The organism is Labrys miyagiensis (assembly GCF_030160835.1).
Classification (GTDB): domain Bacteria; phylum Pseudomonadota; class Alphaproteobacteria; order Rhizobiales; family Labraceae; genus Labrys; species Labrys miyagiensis.
In genome coordinates this window covers 1-12,500 of the sequence record NZ_BSPC01000058.1, presented here as the reverse complement: position 1 = coordinate 12,500, position 12,500 = coordinate 1, and the positions used below count along the sequence as shown (strand labels likewise).

Sequence of the window (12,500 nt, the reverse complement as noted above, 5' to 3'; positions counted from 1 at the left end):
CAAAGCCGCGATCGCTTTTTCACGGGATATCCTTCTGGAAGTCCGTTAGCGCCATGACTCTTCCCCGGCCTGCCGGAGCGCATTTTCCAGCCTGGCTGCGAAGGCGATGCCGGCCATGCCGCCATATTTTTCGAGCTGATGACCGATATTACGCGCTTCGACGGCGGGATCGCTACTGATTGGAATGGTCCAGAAGATGGCGCGCGGAAAATCACGCCTTGCCTCAACGGTGAGGCGAGCGAGATCTGTTTGTTCATCCTTTTGCATCGTCGCGTTCATCATGGGCACGAAGATACTGCGTGGGCATGGAGATTCAAAGATATCCGGACATGCCGGGAGCGGTTGGGGCAATCAGGGAGTGGGGGACACCATGCTTCCGTCCGATCTCGCCTCATCGATCACAATACAAACAACCAGCCATTAGGTGCGTGGTGATGAAAATCTGATGCGGCCCCTTTTCTCGGTGCCACGTCGTTCTTGCCCTCTGGCGCATTCGCCTTCAGGTTCTCCCCATGGCAGTGAGTCTCCCGCTTCGGCGAGGCGAGCCAGGCCTCGGGAGGAACGCCTTGCCCACCAAGAAGCTCATCAACGATCCCAAGAACATCATCGAGGAGATGCTCGAAGGCGTGGTGCGGGCCCATCCCGGCCACATCAGGCAGGTGCCGGGCAGCCCGCGCTCCGTGGTCGCCGTCAATGGCCCACGCCAGGGCAAGGTCGGCCTGGTGATCGGCGGCGGCTCCGGTCATGAGCCGACCTTCCTCGGCTTCGTCGGCAAGGGCCTGGCGGATGCCTGCGCGGTCGGCAATGTCTTCGCTTCGCCACCGCCCGATCCGATCGTGGAATGTGCCAAGGCTGCGAGCCGCGGAGCGGGCGTGCTGTTCATGTATGGCAATTATGCCGGCGACGTGATGAATTTCGACATGGCGGCCGAGATGGCAGCAATGGACGACATCGAAGTCCGCACCGTGCTCACCACCGACGACGTCGCCTCGGCGCCCCTGGATCAGAAGTCCAAGCGGCGCGGTGTTGCCGGCAATTTCTTCATCTTCAAGATCGTTGGCGCGGCCTGCGACAAGATGTGGTCCTTCGACGAATGCGAGCGCGTGGCGCGCAAGGCCAATGACCACACCTTCACCATGGGCGTAGCGCTCTCGCCCTGTTCGCTGCCGCACACGCTCAAGCATAATTTCGAGATCGGCGAAAACGAGATGGAAATCGGCATGGGCATCCATGGCGAGCCGGGTGTGGCCCGCGAGCCGCTGCGCAGCGCCGATGCGGTGACCGATGAGATCATGGACCGCATCTTCACCGAATTGCCGACACGCGAAGGCGGCAAGGTCGCCGTGCTGGTCAATTCGCTGGGCTCCACGCCGCTGATGGAACTCTATGTCATGAACCGGCGCGTGCATCAGCGCCTCGCCGAAAAAGGCATCGTCGTCCATGCCACCTGGGTCGGCAATTATTGCACCTCGCTGGAGATGGCCGGCGCCTCGATCACCCTCCTCGCCCTCGACGAGGAACTGACCGAGCTCCTCGACCACCCCTGCGACTGCGCGATGTTCCGCGCGGGCTGAAGTCCATCCTCTCGTCAAGAATGCCACTCCCGCGGACCGAAGCGATGACCGAGTTCACTACCGCCAGACTTATTCAGATGTTCAATGCCATCGCGCGGGCGATCGAGGCCGACAAGGACCGCCTATCGGCTCTCGATGGCGCGATCGGCGATGCGGATCACGGCGTCACCATGGACATGGGTTTCGCCGCGGTGACGCAGGCGCTGGCCGGTCTCGACCCCGTCACGACCGAGCCGACACAGGTGTTCAATACGGCAGCGAAGTCCTTCCTCAATGCGGTCGGCGCGTCCTCGGGCCCGCTTTATGCCACGGCCTTCATGCGGGCTGGCGCTGCCGTCAAGGGCAGAGCGAGCCTCGACCGGGACGCAATGGTGGCCGCCACGGCCGCGATGGCGCAAGGCATCCAGGATCGCGGCAAGGCCGAGCCTGGCGAGAAGACCATGGTCGACGCCTGGCTTCCCGCCGCCGAGGCCCTCCAGGCCGCGGCCGTCGAGGGACAATCGCTGCAGGCCTGCCTGCGCGCCGCGGCCAAAGCGGCTGAGCAGGGCGCGGAGGCGACCAAGGCGATGCTGGCGTCCAAGGGCCGCGCCTCCCGTCTCGGCGAGCGCGTCCTCGGCCATATGGATCCCGGCGCGGCGTCGGCGGTGGTGATCCTCGACGCGATGGCGGCGAGCGCTACGGCCTGATTCCCTCGGCATTGATGGCGATGTCGACCTGATCGCCGATCAGCGGCAGGAAGGCTTTCATGCCGAAATCCGAGCGCTTGATCCTGGCCGAGGCAGTAAAGCCGGCCACCACGCTGTTCCCGCGCAGGAAGTCCGGTGCCATGCGGTTGAAGGTCACCTTGAGCACCACCGGTTTCGTCACGCCGAGCAAGGTGAGGTCGCCCGTGACATCAGCGGTGCGGGCGCCACGCTTCCTCACGGCCGTGCTCCTGAATGTCATGGCAGGAAACTTCGCCACATTGAAGTAGTCGGCCGAGCGCAGATCCTCATCGCGCGCGGCCGAGCCGGTATCGACGCTGCCGGTGCCGATCGTCACCTCAACGCTGCTCCCCTCGGGCTTCTTCTCATCGAGCGTCAGCGTGCCCTTGATGTCGTGGAACGTGCCGGTGATATGGGAATAGCCGAGGTGATCGATGGTGAAGATGGTCTGGGTGTGGTCGGGATCGAGCCTGTAGAGGTCGGCGGCAGTGGCCGAAGGAAAGGGGGCGGAACCGGCCAGAAAAGCTGCCGCCGTTAGTTTGGAGATGCAATGCTTCATGGGCTTTCCGTACTCGCCTCAAAGCGGTGGGCCGAGATGAACACGCGCATGACAGGTTTTATTCAGCGCGCCGGAACCTTGGCAAGGCGCATGATGTCGTGGCAGGCGACTTTGCCAGCCGACACGACAACTTCGGGTTTGTTCACAACCCGAACGTTCCATGATTTCCTGACCCAGTGTCGGAAAACTCGAAGTCCAAACCAGATCCACCTGCCGGGGGACGCCCTGTGCCGCCGAGGCCGTCATGCTGAAGAAAGCTACATTGGCATTCGCGCTGATCATGGCATTGATCGGCGCCCAACGGGCTGCGGCCGAAACCATCGATGTCTTCGATGACCACGGCGGCAGCGTCGCCCTTTATGCCCAGCGCTGGCAAGGGCTGGCGGCGCGCGGTATCGATGTCCGCATCGTCGGGCCCTGCCAGTCGGCCTGCACCGTATTGCTGGGCTATATTCCCCGGCAGCGCATCTGCGTGACGCCGCAGGCGCGGTTCGGTTTTCACACCGCCCTTCGCCCGGATATGACCGACTTGCTCTGGCGTGGTTACGCCGCGGATATCCGCGGCTGGATCAATGCACGGGGTGGCTTGACGCGTGATTTCAAATGGATGGGCGCGCCGGACGTCTACCGCTATTTCCGCAAATGCTGATCCCGACGGAGCGGTGATGGCTTACAGCGTTCCCGGCGCGACATGCAACTGCATCTCGGCCTGCGTCAACTTCTCGATCGCAGTCCTGAGCATCGGCACCACGTCCTCGGACTTGCTGGCCACCAGCACGTCGACGGTGGTTTCCGGACGGATAAAGCCTTCTTCGCGCATATGGTCGAGGATTTCGAGAAAGCGCGTCCAGAAGCCGTCGATATTCACCAGCACGATCGGCTTCTTGTGCTGGCCGAGCTGGGCCCAGGTCAGTTGCTCCACCAATTCCTCGAGTGTGCCGACGCCGCCGGGCAGGGCGACGAAGGCATCGGCGCGCTCGAACATCAGGCGCTTGCGCTCATGCATGTCCTTGGTGACGATGAGCTCTTCCACATCGGTCAGCATGCGTTCGCGGCGCTTCAGGAAGGTGGGGATGATGCCGGTGACGGTGCCGCCATTGTCGATGACGGCGCGAGCGACGCTACCCATCAGGCCGACATCCCCGCCGCCATAGACCAGGCGGATGCCGCCGGCAGCCATGTCGGCGCCGAGGCGCTGGGCGCCCGCGACATAGGAAGGGCGGATGCCACTGCTGGAACCGCAATAGACGCAGATCGATTTTAGTTTTGTCATGCCCCGGTTTTGCAACGCAGCATCTTCGCGGTCAAGCCCGATGGGTGGGCAGCAACGGCGCTCATTTGGCCGCCTGCGCCTGCCCGCAGATGTCCGCCAGCATGGCATGCGCGGTCATGAAGCGGCTTTCCGTCTGCAGCACGATCTTGCCTTCCTCGAACGCGCCACCGGGCCCGGCCTTGAGATCGAGCCAGAGGACGTCGGTCTGCCGGAGCGTGCAGAATTCCTCCACGGGAACGGCGATCGTCAGCGACTGGACCGAGCCGGCGGTGATATTCGGTGGGCTTTCGCGCCGGGGCTGGTCGCCGATCTGCAGGCCTGCGACCAGGCTCGTGGTCGGGATGGGGCCAGCCGCGTTTCGGGGGGTGAAGTCGACGATGACCGCCGGCGTACCCAGATGCTGGTGGACGGTGACATCCACCGTGACGTCGTTGCCGTGATAGCGACCGAGCGGTATGTCGCTGTCGGCCGAGACATAGGTCTTCGCGCCGGCGGCCGCAGGGGGCGGTGGGCTGGCCGGCGCCGGAGGCACCACCACCGGCACGGTCGGGACCGATATGGTCACGCTCGGGGCCGACGGGGCGGGCGCGGAGGCCAGGATTGTCTTGCCTCCGAGCTCCCGGTTGATGGCGAGGACCTGCGAAATGCCATCCTCCCGATCGGTCATCATGTGGGTCGAGTCGAGTTCGTCGCCGTTCAGCCAGTGGATGCTGTCGGAGGAGGTGGTCTGAAGGATGGCGTTGATCTTGTCGCCGATGCCCATCTCCGCAAAATAGCGCGCGGCACGGTCATAGGTGGATTTGGGCGTCGCCACTTTCGCGATGGTCTGGGAGATGACCTTCTGCTTCACCAGTTTCTGGCTAATGACAACCACGCGCCCGTTCACCAGTGCGCGCCGGCGCAGATAGGTGTTCATATAGCGCGTCGTTGTAAGGTAGTTGGTGAATTGGTGCACCCCGACAAAGGCGGTGTAGGGCACGTGTCGGGCCTCGCCGGCGGCAAGCAGGAAGGCGCAGCTCGAGGCGCATTCGGACGCATAGCTCTGTGGCGAGCCCTTGCGGCCGGTCAGGGCGTTGTCGCTGCACTTTTTGTCCTTGGGATCGCAGGGGTCGAGGATGGTCTTGTTGACCGTGACATCGAGGTGATTGGCCCGAATCAGCCGCCCCAACGTGATTCCGGCCTCGACCTTGCCGCCGCGTGAATTGACGAAGACGGGGAGCTTGCGCTTGCCGGCCAGTTTCAGCACCCGCTTGAGCAGCGGCGGCGTACCGGCCACGATGTCACCCTGCATCATGATCCATTCGGCGCAGTTCGGTTCGCAATTGCTCGAATGATCGCGTACAATGGCGATATGCATCGGGTCCATAGTTTGGGCCGGATTGTTCGGCTTTGATTTGACCGGTTTGACGGGCGCTGCCGTAGCGATGGACAGCACCGACAAGATCACAGTGAGCAAGACCAGCAGCGCCCTGGACATGAAGACTTTCCGGCTTGGCGAAGTTGGAAAAAAACATAGCGCGATCTCCGCATGAACTCATGAGAATAATGAGATTCGAGCTATGAAAATCGCGAGGGGATGTACGGCACGGCGATGCGCGCTCCGGTTGTGGGGCGGGAGCGCGGGCGGTGCTTGAGGGGATTGGCAGCACAGGCCGGTCGGCAGTCAAACAAAAAACTGTCACCTTCAAAACAACACATTGATTACCAAGGATAAAGTAGGTCATAGGTAGGCTTCGCCGCTTTCGATCCTTTCATTCGGGGCTGCGATTTGCGATTTTACAGAAAACCGGGGCTGGCGTTCGGCGGGCGTTTCTTGTCGTTGGCCTTGCGATACGGCACCGGGCATGACACCAATCGTTTCGATGCGCGTGCTTGCATCGGGAGTGCGTGATGGCTGTGGGCTGGAAGAGTTTTGGAATAGTGGGAGCGGCGAGCGTCGTGAGCGTCGGCACGCTGTACAGCGTGCTGGTTCGGGAACCGGCCACCACCACCCCACCTGCGCCCCTGACCAATGCTGCTCCCGGCAGCCAGCCCGCGGCGCCCACCCCTGGCAATCCGCCTGCCGCGTCCCAACCGCAGCAGAACGCACAGGCACCGATCGCGCCCCAGAGCCAGGCATCCGCGCAACCTCAGGCGCCCAAACCCGGCACGCCCAGTCCGGCCGCTGCCACGCCGACGGGCCAGTCCGATGCCGCCAAGCCTGCTGCCGGCACGACGGCTGCACCCGCGGCTGGAGCCAAGCCCGCCGATACCGCTCCGGCGGCGAAAGAGCAGGTTCTGCCGACCTTCGATATCGCGCGGATCGAGCCTGGTGGGGACGCCGTGATCGCCGGCCGCGCCGCGCCTGGCGCGACAGTGGAACTGCTGCGCAACGGCAACACCTATGCCCGTGCTGTTGCCGACGACAAAGGCCAGTGGGCCATCGTGCCGCCGACCCTGCCGAAGGGGCCCTGCGAGTTGGCCTTGCGCACCACCTCGCCCGATGGCCGGGTAACCCAATCGGAGCAGAGCGTTTCGGTTCGCGTGCCCGAACAGCCCGGTGAGGAATTGGTCGTCGTCCTGAACAGGCCGGACCAGCCCTCGAAGGTGCTAACAGATGCCGTGCCTCCGACCGGCAAGGCCATCGCCAATTCGCAGGTCGCCGCAGCCCCGCCCACACAGGGACTGCCGGCGGGCGATGGCCCCACCGTGACCAATTCCTCTTCGCCGACCCCGAGCACGCCCAAGGCCGGCGCCGGCAACACACCCTCGCGCGCCAACGCCTCGATCCGCACGGTGGAAGCCGATGAGAACGGCCGTTTCTTTGTCACCGGCATGGCCGAGCCGGGCTCTTCGCTGCGTATCTATCTCAACGATACGCTGGTCACCACCGTGACCGCGGCCAAGGACGGCACGTTCGGCATGACCATCGAGAAGGGCATGTCGCCGGGAGATTACAAGGTGCGGGTGGATGATGTCGCCGCCGGCACCGGACAGGTGCTGACCCGGGCCGAGGTTCCCTTCGCCATGGCCGAGAAGACGCCCGGCAGCTCCGCTCCGGCCGTGGTGGCTGCTGCCTCCACGCCGGGCAAGTCGGCGGCCCCCGGCGCAGCCGTGCCTGTGTCGGCATCTTCGCCCGTAGCAACGCGCGGGGTGTCTGGATCGGCCACGCCGCAGCAGGCCCAGCCTGCCAGCGTAGAGGCGCCCGGCACCACACCGTCCCCCGGCGTGCCTGCCGCATCTGGCCAGCCGGGCCAGGGGGCTTCACCGGCCGCCGCCGCGTCCGAGGGCAGCAACCCGGTCTTGCCCACAGCCACCATGCCGGCTGCCGCGACGCAGGCCGCACCAGGCAATAAGCCCGTGCGGGTGGGCGACGCGGGGCCGGCCGCGGCAACGCCGCCGCCTTCCATGGCCGTCATCCCGGAAATCCGCACCACCACCATCGTGCAGGGCGACAATCTCTGGCGGATCTCCCGCAAGATCTACGGGCAAGGCATCCGCTACACCTGGATCTACGACGCCAACACCAACCAGATCCGCAACCCCAACCGGATCTATCCCGGCCAGGTCTTCGTGATGCCGGAAAAGAAGGTGCCGTAGGCCTTTCCGCGGGAATGGGTGGCCATTTTTCGCGTATCGATCGGCGCATGATATCTGCTTGAGCGCGAATTTGCGCGGCATAAGCTTGCAGTCGCTTCGATACAGACCTAACTACGCAGCGACATTCCAAGAAATACCCATGCTGCTGGGAGTGCCCAGTGCTCCTTCGCTGAAAGCCTGTCCATGCCGCCCGATAATGCCGCCGCTCGCAAGCGCATCAGCGCTGACCGGGGCGCTTTCCTCCACACCATGAAGCAGCTATGGCCCTATATGTGGCCGGCCGAACGGGCAGATCTGCGCATGCGGGTGGTCTGGGCCTTCGTGCTCCTGCTCCTGTCCATGGTCGTCACCTTGATCATGCCCTATACCCTGAAATGGGCGACCGACGGGCTGGCGGCACTCAATGGCGGCAAGGTGTTGACCGGCTCCGCGCTCGCGATCTGGCTGGCCGGCCTGCCCCTTTCCATGCTGGTGGCCTATGGCGTGACCCGTGTCCTGAGCACGTCGATCTCCCAGTGGAAGGACGGCATGTTCGCACCCGTCTTCCTCTATGCGGTGCGACGCCTGGCCATCGAGACCTTCCAGCACATCCACAATCTCAGCCTGCGCTATCATCTGGAGCGCAAGACGGGCGGCCTGTCGCGGGTGATCGACCGCGGCCGGACCGGCATCGAGAACATCGTCCGCTTCGCCACCATCAATATCCTGCCGACCATCGTGCAACTGGTGCTTTACCTCGGCATGCTCCTGCTGCAGTTCGACTGGCGCTACGCCACGATCGTATTGGTGACGACGGCCATCTATGTCTGGTTCACCATCAAGGCCACCGATTGGCGCATCGATATCCGGCGCGAGATGAACGAATCCGATACCGACGCCAACCAGAAGGCGATCGACAGCCTGCTGAATTATGAAACGGTCAAATATTTCTCGAATGAGGATCGCGAGCTTGCCCGCTATGACCGTGCCTTGGCCGGGTATGAGAAATCCGCCAACCGCACCTATATGACGCTGACCTGGCTCAATATCGGCCAGGGCATCATCTTCACCTTGGGCATGACGGCGTCTGTCCTGCTGGCGGGCTTTGGCGTTTCCAGGGGCGTCAATACGGTGGGCGATATCATCCTGCTCAACGGCATGTGGCTGCAACTGGCGACGCCGCTGAACTTCCTCGGCTTTGCCTATCGCGAAATCAAGCAGGGCATCACCGATATCGAGACCATGTTCGAGCTTCTCGACAAGGAGACCGAAGTCCAGGACAGGCCGGATGCCAAGCCGCTGCAGGTCAGCGAAGGGCGCGTCACCTTCGACAATGTGGTGTTCAACTACGATCCCGACCGTCCCATCCTGCAGGGGCTCTCGTTCGATGTGGCGCCTGGCGCCACGGTGGCAATCGTCGGTCCATCGGGCGCCGGCAAGTCGACCATCTCGCGCCTGCTGTTCCGCTTCTACGACGTCAATGACGGTCGGGTGCTGATCGATGGTCAGGATGTGCGGGACGTGACGCAGAAATCCCTGCGCGCCGCCATCGGGATGGTGCCGCAGGACACGGTGCTCTTCAACGACACCATCCGCTACAATGTGCGCTATGGCCGCTGGGATGCCACCGATGCCGAGGTGGAGGAGGCGGCGCGCCTCGCCCAGATCGACACCTTCATCCGCCGCATGCCCAAGGGCTACGAAACGGAAGTGGGCGAGCGTGGCCTGAAGCTTTCCGGTGGTGAGAAACAGCGTGTCGCCATCGCGCGTACCATCCTCAAGGGCCCGCCGGTGCTGGTGCTCGACGAGGCGACCTCGGCGCTCGACTCCTATACCGAGATGGAGATCCAGGACGCGCTGGAGCGCATTTCGCAGAACCGTACCACTCTGGTGATCGCCCATCGCCTTTCCACCGTTGTGAATGCGGATGAGATCATCGTGCTCGACAAGGGCGTGATCGTGGAGCGCGGCAACCACGAGGAACTTCTCTCCCGTGGCGGCGTCTATGCCGGCATGTGGAACCGGCAGCGCGAGGCCGACGAAGCACGCGAGAAGCTGCAGCGTTCGCAGGATGAAGGCTCGCCGGTTTATCGGGATGCGTTGGCGGGGTGACGGGGAGCGCCGGCTTTCCAGCCGGCATCTTCCATCCATCGAACACCTTCGTTTACAAGAGCCGGCCGGAAAGCCGGCGGTCCCAGGGGGCCTTCATCCCCAGTTCATCTTGGCCGCTGTTTATTCACCGCGCTGGGAGCCCAACACCGCCCCGTTAAGGACAGATCATGTCGACCCGCCGCCGTTTTCTCGCTGGAGCCGCTGCCGTCACCGCCAGTGCCCTGGCCGCCCCCGCTCTGGCCCAGAATCTCATCGAATGGCGGATGGTTACGGCCTGGCCCAAGGGGCTGGCCGGCGCGGGCACCGGAGCGCAGCGCCTGGCCGATCGCATCGGCGTGCTCACGCAGGGCCAGCTCACCATCAGGCTCTATGCGGCCGGCGAACTGGTGCCTGTCGACCAGAACATGACGGCGGTGATGTCCGGCGATGCCGAGATGTCGCACGACATGTCGGCCTATTACATTTCAAAATCGCCGGCCTTTGCCTTCTTCTCCGCCATTCCCTTCGGCCTGATGGCGCAGGAGTTCAATGCCTGGATCTATGCTGGTGGCGGGCGCGGGCTGTGGGACGAACTCGGCGAGCGCTTCGGCATCCGGGCCTACGCTGCCGGCAATACCGGCGCGCGGCTCGGTGGCTGGTTCCGCAAGGAGATCAATACCGTCGAGGATCTCAGGGGGCTGCGCTTCCGCATCGGCGGCCTGGCTGGGCAGGCCCTCGCCAAGCTCGGCGTCAACCAGGTGCTGATGCCGGGCTCCCAGATCCTGCCCAAGCTGCAGTCCGGCGATCTCGACGCGGCAGAGTTCATGGGGCCGGTCAACGACCTTTCCTTCGGCTTCCAGAATGCCGCGAAGTTCTGCTACTGGCCAGGCTTCCAGGAGCCCTGCGCCGCCCTGCAATTGCAGGTGAACAGCGCCAAGTTCGATGCCTTGCCGACCACCCACAAGGTCGCTATCGAGGTCGCCTGCACCGAGGAGAACACCCGCTCGCTCGCCGAATACAATGCACGCTCCCCGATCGCCATCGCGCAGGCCGTGACCGAGCAGGGCGTGATGCTCAAGCAGTTCCCCGACGAAGTGTTCAAGGCTTTCGGCACGGCGAGCGGCGAGGTGCTGAGCGAAATGATCGACAATGGCGACGACCTCACCAAGCGCATCGCCGCCTCCTATTTCGCCTTCCGCCAGGCGACGCTGCTGTGGACCCGCATCGGCGACCAGGGCTACACCAATATGAGGCTGCTCGATTACAACTACCCCAAGGGCGGCTGAGGTTCGAAGCGGGCGACTAAGATCGAGTCGAAGAAAACCCGTGCCAGCGTAGGCGCACATTGCGGTTCGATGCCCGTGGTCGGATGAGCCCTGGCGATGATATACCGACCTGCCGTGGGGACCGGCGTGGACGGCACGATGACGACCCCGGACACGGCAATCGCCTCGCCCGCCAGGCCGGTAGGAGGAGAGCCGCATGCCCATAGTGTCGTAGAAGCTGTCCTGTGCCTGCGCGGGAGAGGTTGCGAACGACAGCAGCCATGCAACAGCGAGCGCAAGAAGGAGTGCGGCGAAGCGGGGCAGGGGACAGCGAAATTGCGCCCTGTTGGGGATAGCCGCACCGCGGCAACCGCCTCAGCCGATGGTGCGCAGAAAATCATGACCCTCCCCGCGTGAAGCTGGCATCTTCAAGTTTATCTTATCCATGCCCCACCTCGGATCTTATCTTTGTCTTGAGTGCTCTCGCCAAAAATAACCAGCGGCGCTGGATGGTGGCATATTCTTGTGCTCTGGAGTCCCGCATGCGCGGAGGCTTGAGCCATTATGGTTGTCAGGATAATTTAAATTCTTGAGGGAACGTGACAAATACTGTTCCATGTCTTTGATGTTGCGGAATGTAGATTGATGAGCGCCGTCTGGATCAGCCTGGCCTCCTTCCTTGCGATCTTTTGCAGCGCATTGGCCGGTGTTGCCGTCGCCCAGCACCTGCCCGAACCGCATCTGAGTACCGAAACGCGCACGGCCGTCTCCGTGTCGATGGCTGTCGTCGGAACGCTGGCGGCGCTGGTGCTTGGCCTGATGATCACCAGTGCCAGCAATTCGTTCAAGCAGCGCGCCGATGCGATCGACAGTCTGGCCATCAACATCGTCAAGCTCGACCGGGTCCTGCTGCGCTATGGCCCGCAGGTGCATGACATCCGCGTCACGCTCAAGGCCTATGCCGAGAACAAGGTCTCCCAACTCTCCAATCCGCTGTCCGCCGAGGGCGGCGATCTCCAGACCCTGAAGGAACTCGAGGCGATCGAGGACCAGATATCCAATCTGACACCGGCGACCGAGCACGAGCGCCAGATCGTCGCGCGCGCTCTCTCCATCACGCAGGCGATTTCGGAAGCGCGCTGGCTGCTCGTCGAGAAGACAGGCATCGCGGTGCCCCCGGCCTTCCTGATCCTGATGATCTTCTGGCTGGCGCTGCTCTTCGCCAGCTTTGGCCTGTTCGCGCCCAAGAACGCGACCGTGATCATCGTTCTCCTGCTTTGTGCCCTCGCAATCTCCGGCGGTGTGCTGATAATCCTGGAGCTGGGAACGCCGACCAGCGGGCTGATCCGTGTCTCGGTCGAGCCGATGCGCTCTGCCATTGCTGAGATCGGTTCGGGACTGTGATGGCCGAGATCTAGTTGTGGATTGTCATGAGGTTGTTCCCGGTTAAATTGAGACGACTGATTGGTGTTTTAA

11 protein-coding genes are annotated in these 12,500 nt (G+C 63.4%); 7 read left to right on the top strand and 4 right to left on the bottom strand.

The window, feature by feature from the left end; translation table 11 throughout:
- Positions 1-45: 45 nt before the first annotated feature.
- Complete coding sequence (locus QQL24_RS25245; protein WP_284315062.1) at positions 46-267, bottom strand: hypothetical protein; 222 nt, start codon at positions 265-267, stop codon at positions 46-48.
- 299 nt (positions 268-566) lie between these two features.
- Here QQL24_RS25245 and QQL24_RS25240 point away from each other — a divergent pair, with 299 nt between their 5' ends.
- Together QQL24_RS25240 and dhaL are read left to right on the top strand one after the other, a co-directional pair.
- Positions 567-1,574, top strand: coding sequence for a dihydroxyacetone kinase subunit DhaK (locus QQL24_RS25240; RefSeq protein WP_284315061.1), 1,008 nt, complete (start codon positions 567-569; stop codon positions 1,572-1,574).
- A 44-nt stretch (positions 1,575-1,618) separates the two neighbouring features.
- The gene (gene dhaL, locus QQL24_RS25235) at positions 1,619-2,260 is read left to right on the top strand and encodes a dihydroxyacetone kinase subunit DhaL (RefSeq protein WP_284315060.1); all 642 of its coding nucleotides are present in this window, start codon (positions 1,619-1,621) and stop codon (positions 2,258-2,260) included.
- Here dhaL and QQL24_RS25230 read toward each other — a convergent pair.
- On the bottom strand, positions 2,250-2,837 hold the full coding sequence (locus QQL24_RS25230; protein ID WP_284315059.1) for a YceI family protein: 588 nt from the start codon (positions 2,835-2,837) through the stop codon (positions 2,250-2,252). The genes dhaL and QQL24_RS25230 overlap by 11 nt on opposite strands.
- Before the next feature lie 244 nt (positions 2,838-3,081).
- Here QQL24_RS25230 and QQL24_RS25225 point away from each other — a divergent pair, with 244 nt between their 5' ends.
- On the top strand, positions 3,082-3,486 hold the full coding sequence (locus QQL24_RS25225; protein WP_284315058.1) for a hypothetical protein: 405 nt from the start codon (positions 3,082-3,084) through the stop codon (positions 3,484-3,486).
- Between the two features lie 21 nt (positions 3,487-3,507).
- Here QQL24_RS25225 and QQL24_RS25220 read toward each other — a convergent pair whose 3' ends face one another.
- Both QQL24_RS25220 and QQL24_RS25215 read right to left on the bottom strand, forming a co-directional pair.
- The gene (locus tag QQL24_RS25220; RefSeq protein ID WP_284315057.1) at positions 3,508-4,110 is read right to left on the bottom strand and encodes an LOG family protein; all 603 of its coding nucleotides are present in this window, start codon (positions 4,108-4,110) and stop codon (positions 3,508-3,510) included.
- 61 nt (positions 4,111-4,171) lie between these two features.
- The gene (locus QQL24_RS25215; protein ID WP_284315056.1) at positions 4,172-5,587 is read right to left on the bottom strand and encodes a COG3904 family protein; all 1,416 of its coding nucleotides are present in this window, start codon (positions 5,585-5,587) and stop codon (positions 4,172-4,174) included.
- Between the two features lie 413 nt (positions 5,588-6,000).
- Between QQL24_RS25215 and QQL24_RS25210 the strand changes: the two genes are divergently transcribed.
- The 4 genes from QQL24_RS25210 to QQL24_RS25195 all read left to right on the top strand — a co-directional run bounded on the left by QQL24_RS25210 (position 6,001) and on the right by QQL24_RS25195 (position 12,428).
- On the top strand, positions 6,001-7,689 hold the full coding sequence (locus tag QQL24_RS25210; RefSeq protein ID WP_284315055.1) for a LysM peptidoglycan-binding domain-containing protein: 1,689 nt from the start codon (positions 6,001-6,003) through the stop codon (positions 7,687-7,689).
- A gap of 183 nt (positions 7,690-7,872) precedes the next feature.
- Entirely contained in the window at positions 7,873-9,780 is a 1,908-nt protein-coding gene (locus QQL24_RS25205) for an ABCB family ABC transporter ATP-binding protein/permease (RefSeq protein ID WP_284315054.1), read from the top strand.
- 167 nt (positions 9,781-9,947) lie between these two features.
- A complete protein-coding gene (locus tag QQL24_RS25200; RefSeq protein ID WP_284315053.1) occupies positions 9,948-11,045 on the top strand; it encodes a TRAP transporter substrate-binding protein in 1,098 nt (365 codons plus the stop codon).
- 624 nt (positions 11,046-11,669) lie between these two features.
- On the top strand, positions 11,670-12,428 hold the full coding sequence (locus QQL24_RS25195; protein WP_284315052.1) for a bestrophin-like domain: 759 nt from the start codon (positions 11,670-11,672) through the stop codon (positions 12,426-12,428).
- Positions 12,429-12,500 lie beyond the last annotated feature (72 nt).